Raw genomic sequence first — 14992 nt, forward strand, 5'->3', positions numbered from 1 at the left:
ACGGGTGCGTCAGGAGCTTTGGTTCCCTACGCGGCGACGATGATGCCCTGCTCGGTCCACAGCGCGCCGCAGCTCTTGCAGTTGGCGCACGGGGTGGCTCCGGCCCCGCCGTACACGACGATGATGCCACCGCACGCGCAGGTGTGCTGCCCGGACAACTCCCGCTTGCCGTCGGCCAGGTCCAGCACGGCCTCCATACGCGCGACCGCTCCGAGTGCGACGTTGCCGATGTGCCGCAGCTGCTGCTCGGTGAGCGCCCGGAACGGTCCGGGGCGGCGCTCGACACGGGCCAAGAGCCACAGCGCGGTGTACGGGGCGGGCGGGGTGTTGCCGCGGAAGCGCCAGCGCCTCGGGTCGGCGAGGTCGGCGCGGGCGCGTGCGTCGCGGCGCGCCCGGTCGGCGGCCGGCCAATCCTTCGTGGCGAAGGGGGTGGGTTCGATCTGCGCTACGGCGGCGATGGCGTCGGCGCATTCGGCGAGGGCGGCTTCGATGGTGCGCATGGTGGCGTATACGCGGAGGCTGATCGGCACGGGGCGTTGTCCGAGCTGGTCGGGGCTGCGGTCCTCGGACACTCCGTGGTCGTGGCCGGGGCCGACGTGATCGCAGTGGGCGCATTCGTAGGCGGTGTTCCCGTCCTGGCGGGCGACGGTGACGAGCCTCTGCACGTGGTAGGCGGTGGCTTCTTCGGCGTCGTACTGCTCCAGGGCTGCGAGGTAGCCGCGGAGGCCCAATCCGAAGGCGCCGACGACGTTGGGTGTGCCGAGGGCGTCGCGGAGGTCCGTCCATGACGTTGCGATGGTGCGGAGGTGTTGGCTGGTGGTCATCGTGTGCTCCTGGTGCTCAAGCGGTACGGTGATCGCACCTGGGGGCGTCCGGTCTGGGGAGACATGCGGGCGCCCCTCGCGCATGCTCAGCGGGGGTACTTGCGTTTGGCCGAGGCCCAGATGTGGGCGATGACGATCGCGGTGATGCAGACGGCGATGATCGCGATGACGGTGTTCTCGTTCACTGGTCGCGCCCTTTGCTCTGGTTGATGCTGCGGTAGATCGCTTCGGTCTCGCGGCGGTACTTCGCGGCCTTGAGCGCGTAGTAGACGGAGCCGAGGGAAACGGCCAGGGCGACGCAGGCCAGGGCGAGGGCGAGCATGGTCACTTGTCCTTGGTCTGGTTGATGCGGACGGCTGCCCAGAGCGCTACGCAGAACATGGCGGTGAGGCAGACGGCGATCACTGCGAAGAGGGCGTGGGTGTTCACGTGCGGGGCTCCTTGGTCATGTCGGTGGGGTACTGGGTGCAGCCGCCGCACATGCAGCCGATGCGGGGCGCGTCGGGGTGCTGCTCGCACTGCGCGGGCGGGGGCGCGAGCTCGAAGGCGGCTTGGAAGCTGGCGAAGCCCTTCGCGGCGTTGGCCATGGCCTGCGCGACGGCTTCGAGGGCGGCCTGTATGCCGCGGAGGGTCTCGGTGATGCTGGCTTGGAGCTGCTCGCGCTGCTCGTCGGTGAGCTGGGGTGCGGGGATCATGTGGTGGGCTCCTTGGGCTCGTCGAGGGCGGCGTCCAGCTCGATCAGCCGCTTGTCCCACCAGCGGGCGATGCTCGTGCCGATGGGCGGTGCGCCGGTGCTCAGCCAGTCGGTGCGGAGGGCGCGTACGCGGGCGATGGCGGCCTTGGCGTCGGCGAGGTCTTCGGCTGTGGCTCGGAGCCAGGGCGATTCCTCGCGGAGGCGTTGCAGCTCGGCTTCGGCGCGGTCGCCGCGCTCCTGCCATGCGTATCGCTCGGCGGCCATCTCCTGCCGCTGGGCAAGGAGTCGGCGGCTTGTCTCCTGCTCGGCCTTCAGTCGGTCTTGCAGTTGGTCGAGTTGGTCGCTGGTGATGTTGTCGACGGTGAGACGCGTCGCGGCGGGCGCGGGCACGGCGAACGCGATGCAGCCGCAGTGCTTCTCCTCGTCGCCTGCTTGGCACTGTCCGCCGGGGATGTGCCAGTTGTACGGGTGCGGGCAGGCGGCACACGGCGTGGAGAGTGTGAGGCGGGGCTCGGTCATGCGGCGTTGCTCCTGTTGCACTCGTCGGCGTGCACGGCGTCGGTGGTCCAGAAGGGGCAGCAGGCGGCCCATGAGGGGACGTTGGGTCCGCGGGGTCGCGCGGCTTGCTCGCGGGCGTGCTGCTGGTCGCGTAGCCAGTCGGCGAGGCCGTAGAGGACTGTCGCGATGGCGACGCATGCGGTGGCGAGGGGCCAGAGGGCGACTTCCGCGGTGAGGAACGCTGCGGCTGCGGTGAGGGTGCCTGCTCCGTAGAGGGCGAACACACGGGGCGTCATGACACGGCCTCCCACAGCGTGCGCGGCATGTACTCAGAGCGGGCAGGGGTGCGCGGCCGTGAGGGGCAATGCCAGCCGGGACGCGGCGGACGCTGGGCTATGACGCGCCAGCCAGCTGCGCGCAGGCTTGCCCCGGTCTCGCTCGCCTGCGTGTACGTGATGAGGCGCCGGTATCCGAGGGCGCGCGCTGCTCGCCATGCTGCTCCGTAGAGCATCGAGTTCGCGTTGCGGGTGCCGTCGGTGGCGGTGCGGGTGACTTCGAGCGTGTGTCCGTCGTCGAGGTGGCGGGCGACGGGGCGGCCGACGACGGCGACGCCGCGCAGGATCCCGTCGTCGTCTGCGGTGCCGACGGCGAAGATCATGCCGACGGGCGGCGGGTTGTGCCGGTGCCACATGGCTACGAACGCCGCGGCGTCGCGGAACCGTACAGGCACGAGGTGGAGTGTCATCGTTGTGCCTTTCGTGCGCGGGCGGTGAGGAGTTGGAACAGGCCGGCGGCGACGGCGGTCATGACGACGAAGCAGGCGAGGAACATCACGACGGCTGCTCCTCGGTGGGCTTGCAGGCCGGGCAGAAGTAGCCGTCGTCCGTGCACGACCAGCCTTCGACGTCGGTGAGGTGCTTGCGGACGACGTCGAATCGCTGCTCCTGGGTCATGTCGTCACTGACGGTGAACTCGCCCTCGAAGCTGGTGCGGTCGTTGTCGCAGTTGACGCGGATGGTGACCGGGTACGTGTGGCTGGTGGGTTGGTCGTTCGATGGCATGTGGATCTCTCCTCGGGTATGCGCGGGGCTGGCTGGAACCGGATGGGCGCGGTCCGGCTTATGCGGCGTGTCGGGTGCTCGCGGCGGCGGATAGATCGGCGAGTTCGGCGGCCAGGCGATGGATGGCGCCGACGTGGGGGCTGCCGAGGGATGTCACGTTGAGGACGTTGCGGACCAGGAAGTACGCCGACGTTGGGCTGAAGGCGGGTGTTGATCGGGTGCAGGGGCGGTAGGTGCCACGGTCGATCTGCCCGAGGGCGCGTCGGGTTCGCTCCAGGCGGGGGATGTCGACGGTCCGTCGGTCCGCTCCTCGTTGGGCGTGGATGACGGTGTCGAGGGTCTCCCGCATCGCCGGGTAGGCCGCGGTCCAGAGGGCGACTATGTGGGCGGCTTGGTCGTCGGTGAGGTGGGGGTTGGTGCGGACGGTCTGGGTGGTGAGCACGGTGGTCCTTTCTGGGGTGTCAGGCGGCGGGGTCTGGGTGGCTGCCGGTTTCGGGGTCGCAGCTGAGGCAGGTGTCGTATCCGCGGTCGAGTCGGTAGCCGTGGAGGGGCTTGTCGCAGACGGTGCAGAGGGGGTCTGGGGTGTCGTCTGTTCCGGGAGTTCCCTGACCGTTCCCCCTCTTCGAGGGGGGAACAGTCGGAACGGGGGGCGTTCCGGGTGTTTCCGGGAGCGTTCCGGGAAACGTTTGACCTGGGGTTTCGTCTGTTCCGGGGGTGTTCCGGGAACGCGTTCCGGGAAACGTCTGTGGGAGGGGGTCGCGGAACGCTTCTCCGGAAACGTCGGAACCGGGCATTTCGGTCCGGGCTTTGCGGGTGGCGACGGCCTTAGCGATCTTGTCGTTTCCGGCGGAAATCTGGAGCTCGGTGAGCTTGCCGCGGACCACTCGGTTGCCGGCGTCGTTGGGAAGCCCGGCCTTGTCGAGGGTCGCGATGATGTGCTCGACGGTGCCGGGGATGGCGGCCATGCCGGTGTCGTGCTCATAGGTCATGAGGACGTGACGGGTCCCGCCGACTGCCCAGTTGTCGCCGTCGCGGCGGGCCTGACGCAGCAGGCTGAAGTGTTCGGGGCCGATGCCGGTGCGGGTGTGTGTGCGCTTGAGAGTGAGGGCGCCGCCGCCTTGCGCGGCGAGTTCCCACACGTGGTCAACGTCCTGCGTCTTGGCGGAGGAGCCGCGGCCGCCGCGGTCCTTGTCCTTGCCGAAGTGGTCGAGGCGGGCGGAGGCGATGCGGTCGCGCTTCAACGGCAGGAGGGTGTGCCGGTACAGGTTCAGCCATGTGTCGGCGTCGTTCTCGGGGCCGGAGATGAACCGGCTGACGGTGTCGATGACGACGAGTTCGGCGTTGGTGGCCTTGACGAGGGCGATCAGGTCCGCGCCGCCGCCGGCGGTGTCGAGGGGGCGTACGGGCGGGAAGGAGGCGTAGCGGAGTTCGCCCATGCTGAGGGGCCCGGCGCCGAAGGACAGGAACCGTTCCTGGACCTGCTCTTGGCCGTTCTCGGCGTCGAGGTAGAGGATGCGGACGGGGTCCTGCGGCTTGTCGCCGAGGAAGGACTGGCCGGTGGCCATGCGCCAGGCCCACTCCTGTACGAACAGGGACTTGCCTGCCTTGCCGTCGCCGACGACGGTGATCTGCTGGCCGGGGCCCATGAGCTTGCCGGGCAGGAGTTGGATGGCGCCGAAGTCGGTGGCGTAGAAGGTGCCCCAGTCGAGGAGGGCGGCGACGAGGTGGGCGGGGCCGCGGCCGGTGGTTTCGCGGAGCTGCTCGCCCTGGTTGAAGTTGGTGACGAGGGCGTCGAGGTCTTCGCCGGTGGCGCCGCGGATGATGGCGGCTTTGAGTTCGTTGGCGTGCTGGTCGTAGCGGCGTTGGCGGGCGGTCTCGTAGATCTGTTCGGCGAAGTGGGGGGCGCTGGAGGCGGGGAGGTAGTCGGCGCCGAGAAGGTTGATGAGGTTGCCGCCGTCGACTTCGCGGAGCCTGCCGAGTTTTTCGATCTCGGCGCGTACGAGGACGGGGTGGGGTGGGGTGCCTGCGGCGACGAGTCCGGCGACGGTGTCCCACAGGAGCCGGTGGGCGGGGATGTAAATGTCGTCGCGGTCGATGATGGCGGCGCAGGCCTGGTAGGCGGCTGCGTCGTGCATGACGGCGCCGATGACGAGGGCTTCGGCTTCGGCGTCGTGCGGTGACGTCATGGTGAAGCCGTCGTGGTCCCCTTGCTGGTCGCGCGGGAAGGGGTGGACGTTCTCCACGTGGGCTCCGTTCAGAAGAGTGTCGTCGGTGGGCACCGGTGCTCCGTGACGTGCTGGTGGGGGCAGGTGTCCGGGTGGTCGCGGCCTGTCCAGCGGAGTCGGTGGGTTCCGAGGGCGGTGGTGACGAGGCACCAGATGAGGCGGTTGGGTTCGCGTAGCTCGGCCTGTTGTGCGGGGCTGAGGGGCGTGAGGTCGGCGGTGACGTTGAGGGCGGCGATGCGGCCGACGAGTTGGGTGAGGATGCGGGCACGGCAGGACGGGCAGCGGTGTTCGTCGCTCGCCCTGCCGGCCCGCGTCATCAGGCGTTCGCCCCGGTGAGCTGCTGGTACAGCGCCGCGCACTCGTCGCAGGTGCAGGTGCGGACGATGGGTGCGCCGCTCTGCGACTTCAGGCCCTCACCGGGCGGGGTGATCTGCTCGATGGGCCTGCCCTTGGAGTCGAAGCTGGTGATCACCTCGGGCTGAGCGGGAGCGCACTTGCCGCCACAGGAGGAGCCGAAGCGGGCGTGGCAGGCTCCGGTGGTGCCGTCGCCGGTGTGGCTGAGGTCGGTGTGTCCGCATCCGCAGCGGTGTCCGATGTAGGCCATCAGTTCTGCTCGCTGCTGGCGCCGGTGAGGAGCCCGGAGCCGTGCCGCAGGATGTCGTTCGCCTGCTGCACGTCCGGGTGCATCTCGGCGTCGAGGGTGCCGCCCTTAGTCCGCAGCCTGTAGAGGCCTCGCTGGAGTTCGCGCAGGCGCTCGTCGGAGAACTCTTCGGGGGCTACTTCGATGGCGACGATGCGGAGCTTGACGCTCGGGAATTTGTCCTCGTCGGGGCCGGGTTCGACGCGCTCGACGTGGGCGAGCTCGACGACGGCCATCCAACGTCCCTTGCGCTGGCGGAACATGTCGCCGGTGTAGGGCTCCAGGGCGTCCTTGATGTCTTCGAGGACTTTGGAGTCGAACTTGATGTCAGGCACTGGTGTTGCCTTTCTGGTTGGGGTGGGTGGGTCGGCAGGTGGTCTTGTGGGCGTCGCGGATGGTGGCGACGAACTGGCGGACGTCGATGGGGCCGGTGACGGGGCCTTCGGTGGCGTGGCAGAGCAGGCACTCGTACTTGGCGCGGGGCTGGCGGGTGTAGCGGATCCCGCCGCGTTCCTTGTCTTCGCGGCCCTCGCCGAGGTCGACGAACAGAGCGCCGACGGGCTCGACGCGGGCCGCGGTCACGCGTTGACCGCCTGACGTGCCTGCTCCCGCATCGGCCGGTCAGTCAGGTGCTCAGGGTTGACGCAGCCCGGCCGGTCGCACGACACGTACACCCATCCCTCGGGCTCCCGGCCGTGGCCGAGGAGGAACGCGAGCCTGGCAGGGGTGTAGGTGCGGCCGTTGAGCGTGGCCTGCTGGGAAGTGGCGGTCCAGCGGACGTGGCCCCCGTCGACGGTTGCGGTCCGCTCGGCGTACGTCTCCTCGATGCTCTTTGGGACGGGCTGGACGGGGATGCCGAGTTCGCGGCGGATCTTGCCGACCGTGGAGGCGGCGAGGCCGACGACTTCAGCGATCTGGGCGTCGTTGACGCCTTTGCGGATCATGTCGATTGCTTGGCCGTTCTTGGCCTGTGCTTCCTCGCGGGCCTGTTCGGCTGCGGTGAGGCGCTCCACCGCGCCTGTGGCGGTGCGGCGGCCGAGGGCGGCGCGTTCGGCGGGGGTGAGGCCGCCGCGGACGCCGGCGCGCCGGAACTGGTCGGCGGTGCCTTCCTCTTTCATGGCGGCTTCGAAGCAGGGCAGTCTGACGGGGCAGCCTGCGCAGATCCTTTTGGGCTCGGTGCTGTCAACGTGGTGTTCGTCGCGGGGGAGGAACAGGTCACCGAGGCCGATGCAGGCTGCGTGGTCGCGCCAGTCGTCTCGGCGGTCGAGGCCGGCGGGTGCCCGGCGGGTGTAGTGCTTCATCGGGCACCTGCCACGAACTCGGGCCAGTCCTGGCCCTGCTCCAGGGCGCGGATGACGAGGACGATCTGCCCGCCCTTGACCTTGTCGCCGAGCCGCATGTCTGGTCCGGCAACGCGGGTGTGGTCGTCGTCGTCCAACAGGCCCGCGTCGACGAGCCCGTCCACTGCGGCCTTGAACGACGGGTACCAGTTCGCCGGGTCGCAGCGTCCGTTCGTCGGCGGGTGGTAGACGCCGAGGATGTGAGCACGGTGGAACAGCGGTCCGGGCTTGGCCGCGGCGAGGGCGGCCATCAGCTCGGGCGACTCGGTGACGGCCTCGTGGGCGGCAGCACGGATGGCGGCCGTGCGCTTGCCCTTGGGGTGGTGGTGCAGCCGCTGGTTCGAGTTGAGCAGTACGAGGCCGGCGGGGAGGGTGACGGTGTAGCTGGACACCGCGGCCGGGCGGCTCATGGTCTGCCCGGCCGCGGGGGTCTGAGGAGCGAACAGCGGGATCGTCACGCGGCACCGTCCTCGTCGGGCCAGACGATGCGCGGCTCAATCCGGACGGCGCGGCCGTCGCGGACGACGACGCGCCACAGGTCGGTGTTCTCCTCGCCCTCGCACTCCAGGCGGCCGGTGAACGTGTGGCCGGTGAACATGCTGATGAGGCTCTGAACCTGCTCGACGAGGTTCCGGGCGCGGTACTCGTCGATCTCCCGCATCACCAAAGCGGTCCCCGTGCGGCGCACGAGGGTCCCCTCCTCGGTGTCGACGGAGGACTCGTCGACGCGCAGCATCAAGTCGACGTCTACGGCGCCGTAGTACCCGCGTCGGCCGATCGGCTCGAAGGGGCTCGCCTTGATCTCGTTCCAGGTGAGCGGCGGCGTGATGGCGAACTCGCCGGTTACGTGCGTGCTGTAGCCCATGGTCAGTCCCCCTTCGTGGTGGCGCTGGTGGCGGGCTGCCTGCGGATCTGCGCGAACTCGATCGACAGGTTCACGCCCTCGATCAGGAGCCGCTCGGCGAGCTGGTCGACGAGCAGCTTGGCGGCGCCTTCGGTCTGCTGGCCGTTGACGATGTGCTCGGCGACGATCCGGCACAGCCGCGCGTTCTTGCGGGCGATGCGGACGACGTTGCCCATGTGGGCGTCGGCAGCCTTGCGGGCTTCGTCGCGCTGCTCGATGAGCTGCTCGACGGACGGGGCGTACACGGACGGGCGGCTGGTTCGGAGCTTCATGCCTGCTCACCTCGCTGCTGGTGCGGGATGAGCGGCCAAGCGCCCTCGACGACCGCGGCCGGGTCCTTCTTGCGGAAGTACTCCTGAAGAGACGCGGCCTGCTCGGCAGCCCAACCGACCTGCGCCGTGTGCAGGTTGTCGAGGGACAGGCCGGACAGCTCGCGGTACCGGGTGCCCTGCCTCCATGCCACTCGGCACGCGGCGATGGCGTCGGCGTCCGCGGAGTGCGCGTCCCCGATCGGCACCTCGTAGTGCTCGCACAGGGCGGTGAGCTTGCGGGAGCCGCGCCGGTACTTGTCGAACCGCTTGTCGAGGACGAACGGGTCGACGACGGGGAAGCCTTCGGGCAGCGGATCGACGCCGAAGCGGCGGGCCTCACGGTCCAACAGAGTGATGTCGTAGCGGGCGTTCATCGCCACCACCGGGACCCCGGACGCGATCACCTGCGTCAGCGCGGCGACGATTTCGGCGACCGCCTCGGCGAGCGGCGCGCCCTCGGCGCGGGCACGGTCCGTCGTGATGCCGTGGATGGCGGCGGCCTCGTCGGGGATGGTTTCGCCGTCCACGTCGGTGAGCCATGTCGCGGAGTCGGTGGGCTGCTTGCCGCCGCATTGGACGACGCAGGCGGTGACAATGCGCGCGGTCTCGGGGTCGGGTCCGGTGGTCTCCAGGTCGAAGCCGCACATGCGGCCGAGGTGCCAGCTCATGCGCCACCACCCGCAGCGCGCTCCTTGTAGATCCGCTGACCGAGCGCGTCGAGGGTCTCCCACTCGCCGGTCTCGTTCTGGACCTTGTTGTTCAGCATCCGCAGGTTGCCGAGCTCGTACCCGATCTGCTGCAAGCGGCCCTGCGATGTCTTCTTGTCGAGGATCTCGTCGCGGTACGACTCGGCGGACCGGACCGGGGCCTCGTTGCCGCGCTCGGTGTACGAGGCGTCCGGGTCCTTGTCGTGCGTCGGCGTGAGACCGCCCGTCAGGAGGAGCACCCGCAGCGCGACGCTCTGCGCCTTGGCGGTGGCCTTGTCGGCCGAGTCGAGCGCCTCACCCTGCGTCTTGAGCGGCAGGGGGAAGGTGTCGCCCATCGGCCCGATGATCTGCCAGGTGACGGTCACCGTGGCCTCGTGCATCTTCGTGCCGCCCTTGGACGTGGTGTCGCGGTACTCCGCTTCCACGTCCACGGGCAGGATGCTGACGCCGTGCTTCAGCGTCACCGGTCCGAAGGTGTTGACCACGGTGTCGACGCCGCGGAAGTTGAACCGCGTGCCGCCGCCGTTGTAGAGCTCGCCCTTGCCGATGGCGCGGACGTCCTTGCGGACGCGGAGCCACGCGAGGTGCACGGGCACCATGTCGGGGTCGTCGTCACCGGGCTCGTAGTCGGCCATCGGGTCCGGCGCGGGCGGTGCATCCTCGGCTGCGGCCGGGCTGTCGTGCTGCTCGTCGTCGAGCGTGCGGCCGGCGGCCGCGGCTGCGTTCTCTCGCAAGCCCATCAGATCCCCTTGAAGTTCGGTGCGATGTCGATGCGTTCGGTCGGGTTCGGGGCGACGCACGCGGCGTACGCGTCGGGCCAGCGCTCGGCGAGCTGCTCCAGGTCGACCTTCGGGGCCGCGTTGCTGGGCTCCAGGGAGTAGGCGCGCTCACCGCCGATCAGCGCGGACTGCGCGTCACCGAGGGCGGCGACCATGCGGGCCTTCGCCGCGGCCTTCGCCTTCTTCGCGTTCGCCTCGGTGCGCTGGTGTCGGCCGTAGTCGTAGAGCGCATCAAGGGCGTCGTCGTGGCGGTCGACGTCCACGGATCCGGAGCGGGTGGGGTGCAGGCGGCGGAAGAGTTTCACCAGGGACTCGCCGTCACCGGTCGGCTCGGGCGGCACCTCGGCCTGTACGTGCTCGACCCAGAACTTGTCGACGGCGGTGGTGATGTCGGCCATCACGTCCGTGTACTGGTCGGCGCGGATGGTGCCCTGGTGGTACTCGTTGCCGCCGATCAGCACGGCGTAGTGCATGTGCTCGTAGCCGTTGACGACGATCTGCCACAGCACCTGTGCGGTGACGTCGTCCGGTGCTCCGGCGTGCCACTGTGCGGACTTGAAGGCGGAGCGGGTCTTCACTTCGAGGGCGCAGGGGATGCGCTGGTCCTCAGCCAGGGGGCATTCGGTTACGCGGCGGTCGAGGGTGGTCATCCAGTGCGGGTGATCGACGTGGGCGACGAGGCCGATGCGGCGGATCACGGAGCGGTTTTGCATGGCCCAGCGGCGGGCGACGTTCTCCTCGTTGGCGTTGCCCCAGTAGGCGGCTTCGCCTGCGTCGTCGACGTCGCGGCCGATCTTGTCGTAGTAGACGGTCAGCGGGGGTTTCTTCTCGACGAGGCCGAGGATGGCGGGGACGTCGCTGGAGCCGATGCCGGAGCGGCGGGCGGTGAGCCAGTCGGCGCGGTCGGCGGTGGCGGGGAGGATGAGGCGGCCGGTGGGGGTGACCCTGCGGCCGGCGGCCGGGGCGGTGCTCGCCCCGGCCTGCGCGGTCGTCGTCATTCGTCGGCCTCCGCGTCGTACTCGGAGGCGACGGTGAGCGGGGTCACGACATACCCGGTGCACTCGACGTCCTCGCCGGTGCACAGCTCCTCGGGTGCATCCTCGCCACCGTGGTCCGGGACCCAGCCGAGGAAGACGTCTTCGCCGACTTCGCGGCGCACCAGCGTTTCGCAGTGCGCCCGGGCGGCCGCGCGGTTGGTGTACCGGCCGAAGACGATGGACTCGTGTGAGGCGCGGTAGATGGTGAGCTCGGCGGGCTGGGGAGTGGACTCGCCCTCGCGGGTGTCCTTCTCCTGCTCGGCGTAGGCGGCGCGTTCGTCGGCGTAGTGCTCGGTGATGATCCGCCGCAGCTCGCGCACGCCCTCGGTGTCGGCGAAGTCGCCGTGTCGGGCGATCGTGCGGACCACACCGAGGACGCCGCGCAGCGTGGCGAGCTCGCCTGGATAGTTCTCGATCGTCGCGGGCTGGGGTGCGGGCTGGCCCTGCTCGGCCTCGTCGGCCATGCGGCGCAGCCGGTCGGCAGCCCAGTGCTTGCCGGGCTTCGTCGCCCAGAGCATGCGGTCGTTCTCCGCGACGACTGCGTCAGCGCCCTCGCGCAGCACTTCGGCGCGGAGCAGCGGCCTTGCTGCGGCCAACACCGCATCGGCCAGCGACTCGTACGGGGCCATGAACGTGGTGGACGGGTGATCCTTGACGGCCTGGATCGCGGCCTCGCGTGCGGCGCTCATGCGGCACCTGCCCCACGCTGCGACGGCAGAGCGACGACCGTGCTGGACCCATCAGCCGTCAGCAGCAGCTCAGCCACACGCGCGACCTGCTTGCCGTACAGGTGGAGATAGCTACCGCCAGTCAGCTCCAGCAGCTCGTCGACGAGCCGGTCCCGCTCGTGCTCCTCGTACGAGTCCTCGCGGGCCACGATCGACAGTTCTCGGATCTCTTCGAGCAGCTGCGTCACGGTCTCGCGGTCCTCGACGAACTGCTCGGCGAGCTCCAGCACCGTGTAGAAGAGGAAGTGGTCGAGGTGCACGAGGGCACCGCCGGGGATGCTGGACACGTTGACGCGGATCGGGCCGGTGTAGGCGCCGCCGAGGATGCGGGGCCGCAGCCAGCGGTGGAGCCAGGCTCGGATGGACTTCATCGGGCGCTCCTGATGGTGCGGAGGAAGGCGAGGAGGTAGGCGATGGGGTGGTGGCGGTCGTCGGCGATCGCGACGACGAGCGCGGCACCGAGGCCCCATGCGATGCACGCGGCGGCGAAGATGATCAGGAAGTCGTCCATCACGGCCGCGCCTCCGGGTCATCCGTCGTCAGGTCGATGACCAGGTGCGCGACGGGCTCGCCGAACGGGTGGTAGGCCTCCGGGAAGTCCCGGGGGAGCCGGTAGTCGTGGTGCAGCGGGCTCTCGTGCCGGTCCTCGGACTGGCGGCCGATCAGCTCGCGCAGCTTCTGCACCTGCGGGCGGACGTCCTCGGCGCGGCTGGTGTCGATGACCGCACCGGACGACGCATGCAACGCCTCGACGAGCACAGCCTGAACCGCAGGGCCCCCAACCGCCGTGACCGTTGAACACGGCCACAGCTCGCCGTCACGCCGACAGTGCTGGGAGTCCTCGTACTTCGGGTGCAGCGCCAGCACGGCATCCCGCAGCGTCTCCAGCGCGGCGACGCGGGCAGGCAACCCCCGCAGCCTGCGCAGCTCCTCCGCGGTCTCCGGGTCCATCAGCAGACCAGCCGAACCAAGCGCGAACACGACCGTCGACACCAGGTCATACGACGCGTCCCGCGATTCGAGCGCCGCGTGCGCGGTCTTCAGCGCCAAGCGCTCAGCAGGCGTAGGCGAGTTCGTCATGCCGCACCGCCAACCGGGCTCAGCGCGCCGACAGCGGCCGCCAGTTCGGCTTCCTTCGCCCACACCCAACGCGGCACGTCAGCCGGGTCCTTGTACTCCGGGACGAACAGCCGGCCGCCAGCCGAGTCGGTCCCGGCGAGCTTCCAGCGCTTCCCGTCCTCGGACTCGTACAGCTCCGGTTCGGTGCTGGTGGGGGCGGTAATGTTTGTCTTCACGGTGTCCACTTCTCTCTATGGGGTGTGTGGATTGCCGAGGGGCTGTCACGGACCAGGCCCGGTCCGGGCGGCCCCGCACGTTTTGCGGGGGTCAGCTACGGACAGCCGCACCGCGGGGCGGCAGCGGCCGAAGGTGACGCAGCGGATGCGCGCCAGCAGTCGGCGCGGAGACGACAGCCAACGGGCCCGTCGTCGGCTCGTGGTGAAACATCGCGTCGATGCGCTCCAGGTCCGCGTCCGAGAACGTCACGACCCGGCCCTTCTTGGAGTGCGGCAGGCGGCCGATGTTGCGGCGCAACCAGCGCTCCTCGACGCGGAGTTCAGCCGCGGCCTCGGCGTACGTGTAGCGGCGGCTCATGCCGGCACCGACAGGCGCGGCCGGGGAACGCTCGATGCGGCACGCTCGACGGGGATCCACAGGATGAGCAGGTCGACGCCGATGGCGGCGGCGATGCGCTCGGCGGCGTCGGAGTAGACGCCTCCCTGCTCGCCTGTGAGGAGGTTGCCGATGGTTCCGTGAGGGACTCCGGCGCGGTCGGCGAGTTCGCGGATGTTCACCGACTCGCCGGTTCCGATGCGCTCCATCAGCAGTTCCAGGAGCTGGATGCTGACGAGCTTGTAGCGAAGGGCAGTTCTGGTCACGTCCACCTCGTGCGGTGATTCATTGCACTGCTTGGATGAGAGCAGCATTGCATAGCTTGGACGTGACGTCCAGCGTCTTGGATAGAGTGTGGGGATTCGGTCAAAAACCCGGTGCGCCCTAGCGAGGCATGCCTAATTGCATGGACACTCTGTCCAGCGCACGGGATGGCAGACCCTGCGCCACCAGGGGGGATCCGCCTCACACCTCGCTGGTCACATGGACACCCCACAGCCCATGACATGACACGGAGTGGCAGGATGAGCCTCATGGCGGCTGGAAAGAGCGCCCCGGCGCCGACCGGGAGGAACGAGCTCAGCGACCTGGTGCTGGAGCGTAAAGGAGCCCTCCGGCTCAGCTACGAAAAGCTGGCAGCGCGGTGCATCGACCCCGAAACCGGGGAGCAGTCGGTCAAGTCGTCATGGCTTCACCGGATCGCCACCCGCGAGCCCGTCCAGCCTCCCGACCCTGCGGCGCTGCGGGGCATGCATGTCGGCCTTGAGGTGCCTCTCCGGACGGTGCAGGATGCGGCGGCCGCCCAGTTCTTCGGGATGGACTCGGTGTATAGCCCCGACGCGCAGGTGCGGGCGATGGTGCATGGCTTTGAGGACCTGAGCCCCGAGGATCAGCGCAAGGTGCTCGCGATCATCGAAACCTTCAGGCAGCCCTAGCCCCTCGCGCCACGCTCAGTCACTTTCGCCTTCCATCTGGTGAAACCCCGCAGGCCGGGTGCATGATGAGTCATCCGCCTGGGGGGTGGAATCAGCCACTCGATGCGCAGTTTCGTTCGAACTGACGTGCGCACTGAGGGGTGCGGCGCAGGGAGGAACGACGTGAGCAACCAGTCCAACCAGAGCGTGATCGAAACCTGGTACCGGTTCGCCGAGCCGGGCGAGCTTCCTCCCGATCGCGTCGTGGACATCGTCGGCAGCAAAGATTCCCTCCTGGTGCAGGTCATCGTCCGGCCCGGCCATGCCACCGCGGACCTGCTCAAGGACATCGGCGAGCAGCAGCGCAGCGCCTTCCGCACCGGCCAGTGGACACGCCTAGAGCCCACTCCTGAAAACCTCGTACACCCGCGCCGCGTTTTCGACGCCAATTGGGAACTCACGCCAGCCCACAAGATCCCCAAGGGCGTGCACTGCGTCTCGATCGAGCGCATAGGACGCCACTCCTGGCTCGTACGGGAAGGTGACGCCACGCCCCAACTTGTGGCGGAGATAAGCGTGCTGCTGCGCTGCATGGTCAGGGCAGAGGTCTGGATCCAGCGCGGGGCCGGCGAAGACACCGACCCCAGCGCCAACTAGAC

General features: G+C 69.4%; 29 protein-coding genes. 2 read left to right on the top strand and 27 right to left on the bottom strand.

The features are described from left to right. Positions 1 to 26 precede the first annotated feature (26 nt). From QFZ67_RS24960 to QFZ67_RS25090, 27 genes are all read right to left on the bottom strand, one after another. A complete protein-coding gene (locus tag QFZ67_RS24960; RefSeq protein ID WP_307663306.1) occupies positions 27 to 824 on the bottom strand; it encodes a hypothetical protein in 798 nt (265 codons plus the stop codon). A gap of 181 nt (positions 825 to 1005) precedes the next feature. Next, positions 1006 to 1152, bottom strand: a complete 147-nt coding sequence (locus QFZ67_RS24965) for a hypothetical protein (protein WP_307663307.1) — start codon at positions 1150 to 1152, stop codon at positions 1006 to 1008. A 97-nt stretch (positions 1153 to 1249) separates the two neighbouring features. Beyond that, positions 1250 to 1519 carry a hypothetical protein gene (locus QFZ67_RS24970; RefSeq protein WP_307663308.1) on the bottom strand — a complete coding sequence of 90 codons (270 nt, stop codon included), beginning with the start codon at positions 1517 to 1519 and terminating at the stop codon, positions 1250 to 1252. Beyond that, positions 1516 to 2037: a hypothetical protein gene (locus QFZ67_RS24975; RefSeq protein ID WP_307663309.1), complete on the bottom strand. Its 522-nt coding sequence runs from the start codon at positions 2035 to 2037 to the stop codon at positions 1516 to 1518. Before QFZ67_RS24975 ends, QFZ67_RS24970 begins: the two co-directional genes overlap by 4 nt. Next, a complete protein-coding gene (locus QFZ67_RS24980; protein ID WP_307663310.1) occupies positions 2034 to 2312 on the bottom strand; it encodes a hypothetical protein in 279 nt (92 codons plus the stop codon). Before QFZ67_RS24980 ends, QFZ67_RS24975 begins: the two co-directional genes overlap by 4 nt. Then, positions 2309 to 2761 carry an XF1762 family protein gene (locus QFZ67_RS24985; protein WP_307663311.1) on the bottom strand — a complete coding sequence of 151 codons (453 nt, stop codon included), beginning with the start codon at positions 2759 to 2761 and terminating at the stop codon, positions 2309 to 2311. The genes QFZ67_RS24980 and QFZ67_RS24985 overlap by 4 nt, the downstream gene beginning before the upstream one ends. Before the next feature lie 85 nt (positions 2762 to 2846). Continuing rightward, the gene (locus QFZ67_RS24990; protein ID WP_307663312.1) at positions 2847 to 3077 is read right to left on the bottom strand and encodes a hypothetical protein; all 231 of its coding nucleotides are present in this window, start codon (positions 3075 to 3077) and stop codon (positions 2847 to 2849) included. Between the two features lie 58 nt (positions 3078 to 3135). Beyond that, entirely contained in the window at positions 3136 to 3519 is a 384-nt protein-coding gene (locus QFZ67_RS24995; protein ID WP_307663313.1) for a hypothetical protein, read from the bottom strand. A gap of 19 nt (positions 3520 to 3538) precedes the next feature. Next, complete coding sequence (locus QFZ67_RS25000; protein WP_307663314.1) at positions 3539 to 5356, bottom strand: AAA family ATPase; 1818 nt, start codon at positions 5354 to 5356, stop codon at positions 3539 to 3541. Beyond that, a complete protein-coding gene (locus QFZ67_RS25005) occupies positions 5332 to 5619 on the bottom strand; it encodes a hypothetical protein (RefSeq protein WP_307663315.1) in 288 nt (95 codons plus the stop codon). Before QFZ67_RS25005 ends, QFZ67_RS25000 begins: the two co-directional genes overlap by 25 nt. Further along, on the bottom strand, positions 5619 to 5906 hold the full coding sequence (locus QFZ67_RS25010) for a hypothetical protein (protein WP_307663316.1): 288 nt from the start codon (positions 5904 to 5906) through the stop codon (positions 5619 to 5621). The genes QFZ67_RS25005 and QFZ67_RS25010 overlap by 1 nt, the downstream gene beginning before the upstream one ends. After that, positions 5906 to 6277: a hypothetical protein gene (locus QFZ67_RS25015; protein ID WP_307663317.1), complete on the bottom strand. Its 372-nt coding sequence runs from the start codon at positions 6275 to 6277 to the stop codon at positions 5906 to 5908. The genes QFZ67_RS25010 and QFZ67_RS25015 overlap by 1 nt, the downstream gene beginning before the upstream one ends. Next, complete coding sequence (locus QFZ67_RS25020; RefSeq protein ID WP_307663318.1) at positions 6270 to 6524, bottom strand: hypothetical protein; 255 nt, start codon at positions 6522 to 6524, stop codon at positions 6270 to 6272. Before QFZ67_RS25020 ends, QFZ67_RS25015 begins: the two co-directional genes overlap by 8 nt. Further along, complete coding sequence (locus QFZ67_RS25025; protein ID WP_307663319.1) at positions 6521 to 7243, bottom strand: WhiB family transcriptional regulator; 723 nt, start codon at positions 7241 to 7243, stop codon at positions 6521 to 6523. Before QFZ67_RS25025 ends, QFZ67_RS25020 begins: the two co-directional genes overlap by 4 nt. Further along, complete coding sequence (locus QFZ67_RS25030; RefSeq protein WP_307663320.1) at positions 7240 to 7740, bottom strand: hypothetical protein; 501 nt, start codon at positions 7738 to 7740, stop codon at positions 7240 to 7242. The genes QFZ67_RS25025 and QFZ67_RS25030 overlap by 4 nt, the downstream gene beginning before the upstream one ends. Continuing rightward, complete coding sequence (locus QFZ67_RS25035; protein WP_307663321.1) at positions 7737 to 8147, bottom strand: DUF6205 family protein; 411 nt, start codon at positions 8145 to 8147, stop codon at positions 7737 to 7739. Before QFZ67_RS25035 ends, QFZ67_RS25030 begins: the two co-directional genes overlap by 4 nt. Before the next feature lie 2 nt (positions 8148 to 8149). Then, a complete protein-coding gene (locus QFZ67_RS25040; protein ID WP_307663322.1) occupies positions 8150 to 8458 on the bottom strand; it encodes a hypothetical protein in 309 nt (102 codons plus the stop codon). After that, positions 8455 to 9165, bottom strand: a complete 711-nt coding sequence (locus QFZ67_RS25045; protein ID WP_307663323.1) for a 3'-5' exonuclease — start codon at positions 9163 to 9165, stop codon at positions 8455 to 8457. The genes QFZ67_RS25040 and QFZ67_RS25045 overlap by 4 nt, the downstream gene beginning before the upstream one ends. Then, entirely contained in the window at positions 9162 to 9944 is a 783-nt protein-coding gene (locus QFZ67_RS25050; RefSeq protein ID WP_307663324.1) for an ERF family protein, read from the bottom strand. The genes QFZ67_RS25045 and QFZ67_RS25050 overlap by 4 nt, the downstream gene beginning before the upstream one ends. Next, a complete protein-coding gene (locus QFZ67_RS25055) occupies positions 9944 to 10981 on the bottom strand; it encodes a YqaJ viral recombinase family protein (protein ID WP_307663325.1) in 1038 nt (345 codons plus the stop codon). Before QFZ67_RS25055 ends, QFZ67_RS25050 begins: the two co-directional genes overlap by 1 nt. Then, the gene (locus tag QFZ67_RS25060) at positions 10978 to 11709 is read right to left on the bottom strand and encodes a hypothetical protein (RefSeq protein WP_307663326.1); all 732 of its coding nucleotides are present in this window, start codon (positions 11707 to 11709) and stop codon (positions 10978 to 10980) included. The genes QFZ67_RS25055 and QFZ67_RS25060 overlap by 4 nt, the downstream gene beginning before the upstream one ends. Then, a complete protein-coding gene (locus QFZ67_RS25065; RefSeq protein ID WP_307663327.1) occupies positions 11706 to 12119 on the bottom strand; it encodes a hypothetical protein in 414 nt (137 codons plus the stop codon). Before QFZ67_RS25065 ends, QFZ67_RS25060 begins: the two co-directional genes overlap by 4 nt. Further along, positions 12116 to 12259: a hypothetical protein gene (locus QFZ67_RS25070; RefSeq protein ID WP_307663328.1), complete on the bottom strand. Its 144-nt coding sequence runs from the start codon at positions 12257 to 12259 to the stop codon at positions 12116 to 12118. Before QFZ67_RS25070 ends, QFZ67_RS25065 begins: the two co-directional genes overlap by 4 nt. Continuing rightward, entirely contained in the window at positions 12259 to 12828 is a 570-nt protein-coding gene (locus QFZ67_RS25075; RefSeq protein WP_307663329.1) for a hypothetical protein, read from the bottom strand. The genes QFZ67_RS25070 and QFZ67_RS25075 overlap by 1 nt, the downstream gene beginning before the upstream one ends. Next, entirely contained in the window at positions 12825 to 13043 is a 219-nt protein-coding gene (locus QFZ67_RS25080) for a hypothetical protein (protein WP_307663330.1), read from the bottom strand. Before QFZ67_RS25080 ends, QFZ67_RS25075 begins: the two co-directional genes overlap by 4 nt. Before the next feature lie 91 nt (positions 13044 to 13134). After that, positions 13135 to 13401 carry a helix-turn-helix domain-containing protein gene (locus tag QFZ67_RS25085; RefSeq protein ID WP_307663331.1) on the bottom strand — a complete coding sequence of 89 codons (267 nt, stop codon included), beginning with the start codon at positions 13399 to 13401 and terminating at the stop codon, positions 13135 to 13137. Next, positions 13398 to 13685 carry an XRE family transcriptional regulator gene (locus QFZ67_RS25090; protein WP_307663332.1) on the bottom strand — a complete coding sequence of 96 codons (288 nt, stop codon included), beginning with the start codon at positions 13683 to 13685 and terminating at the stop codon, positions 13398 to 13400. Before QFZ67_RS25090 ends, QFZ67_RS25085 begins: the two co-directional genes overlap by 4 nt. Before the next feature lie 258 nt (positions 13686 to 13943). Between QFZ67_RS25090 and QFZ67_RS25095 the strand changes: the two genes are divergently transcribed. Then, positions 13944 to 14354 carry an XRE family transcriptional regulator gene (locus QFZ67_RS25095; RefSeq protein ID WP_307663333.1) on the top strand — a complete coding sequence of 137 codons (411 nt, stop codon included), beginning with the start codon at positions 13944 to 13946 and terminating at the stop codon, positions 14352 to 14354. 162 nt (positions 14355 to 14516) lie between these two features. Continuing rightward, positions 14517 to 14990: a hypothetical protein gene (locus QFZ67_RS25100; protein ID WP_307663334.1), complete on the top strand. Its 474-nt coding sequence runs from the start codon at positions 14517 to 14519 to the stop codon at positions 14988 to 14990. Positions 14991 to 14992 lie beyond the last annotated feature (2 nt).

The organism is Streptomyces sp. V1I1 (assembly GCF_030817355.1).
In the GTDB taxonomy this organism is placed as follows: domain Bacteria; phylum Actinomycetota; class Actinomycetes; order Streptomycetales; family Streptomycetaceae; genus Streptomyces.

Excerpts from the sequence above, each read along its gene's own strand:
- QFZ67_RS24975 (WP_307663309.1), bottom strand. The coding sequence starts at position 2,037 with ATGACCGAGCCCCGCCTCACACTCTCCACGCCGTGTGCCGCCTGCCCG.
- QFZ67_RS24990 (WP_307663312.1), bottom strand. The coding sequence starts at position 3,077 with ATGCCATCGAACGACCAACCCACCAGCCACACGTACCCGGTCACCATC.
- QFZ67_RS25010 (WP_307663316.1), bottom strand. The coding sequence starts at position 5,906 with ATGGCCTACATCGGACACCGCTGCGGATGCGGACACACCGACCTCAGC.
- QFZ67_RS24985 (WP_307663311.1), bottom strand. The coding sequence starts at position 2,761 with ATGACACTCCACCTCGTGCCTGTACGGTTCCGCGACGCCGCGGCGTTC.
- QFZ67_RS25055 (WP_307663325.1), bottom strand. The coding sequence starts at position 10,981 with ATGACGACGACCGCGCAGGCCGGGGCGAGCACCGCCCCGGCCGCCGGC.
- QFZ67_RS25095 (WP_307663333.1), top strand. The coding sequence starts at position 13,944 with ATGAGCCTCATGGCGGCTGGAAAGAGCGCCCCGGCGCCGACCGGGAGG.
- QFZ67_RS25070 (WP_307663328.1), bottom strand. The coding sequence starts at position 12,259 with ATGGACGACTTCCTGATCATCTTCGCCGCCGCGTGCATCGCATGGGGC.
- QFZ67_RS24960 (WP_307663306.1), bottom strand. The coding sequence starts at position 824 with ATGACCACCAGCCAACACCTCCGCACCATCGCAACGTCATGGACGGAC.
- QFZ67_RS24980 (WP_307663310.1), bottom strand. The coding sequence starts at position 2,312 with ATGACGCCCCGTGTGTTCGCCCTCTACGGAGCAGGCACCCTCACCGCA.
- QFZ67_RS24970 (WP_307663308.1), bottom strand. The coding sequence starts at position 1,519 with ATGATCCCCGCACCCCAGCTCACCGACGAGCAGCGCGAGCAGCTCCAA.
- QFZ67_RS25035 (WP_307663321.1), bottom strand. The coding sequence starts at position 8,147 with ATGGGCTACAGCACGCACGTAACCGGCGAGTTCGCCATCACGCCGCCG.
- QFZ67_RS25060 (WP_307663326.1), bottom strand. The coding sequence starts at position 11,709 with ATGAGCGCCGCACGCGAGGCCGCGATCCAGGCCGTCAAGGATCACCCG.
- QFZ67_RS25075 (WP_307663329.1), bottom strand. The coding sequence starts at position 12,828 with ATGACGAACTCGCCTACGCCTGCTGAGCGCTTGGCGCTGAAGACCGCG.
- QFZ67_RS25005 (WP_307663315.1), bottom strand. The coding sequence starts at position 5,619 with ATGACGCGGGCCGGCAGGGCGAGCGACGAACACCGCTGCCCGTCCTGC.
- QFZ67_RS25025 (WP_307663319.1), bottom strand. The coding sequence starts at position 7,243 with ATGAAGCACTACACCCGCCGGGCACCCGCCGGCCTCGACCGCCGAGAC.
- QFZ67_RS25065 (WP_307663327.1), bottom strand. The coding sequence starts at position 12,119 with ATGAAGTCCATCCGAGCCTGGCTCCACCGCTGGCTGCGGCCCCGCATC.
- QFZ67_RS25045 (WP_307663323.1), bottom strand. The coding sequence starts at position 9,165 with ATGAGCTGGCACCTCGGCCGCATGTGCGGCTTCGACCTGGAGACCACC.
- QFZ67_RS25085 (WP_307663331.1), bottom strand. The coding sequence starts at position 13,401 with ATGAGCCGCCGCTACACGTACGCCGAGGCCGCGGCTGAACTCCGCGTC.
- QFZ67_RS25050 (WP_307663324.1), bottom strand. The coding sequence starts at position 9,944 with ATGGGCTTGCGAGAGAACGCAGCCGCGGCCGCCGGCCGCACGCTCGAC.
- QFZ67_RS25040 (WP_307663322.1), bottom strand. The coding sequence starts at position 8,458 with ATGAAGCTCCGAACCAGCCGCCCGTCCGTGTACGCCCCGTCCGTCGAG.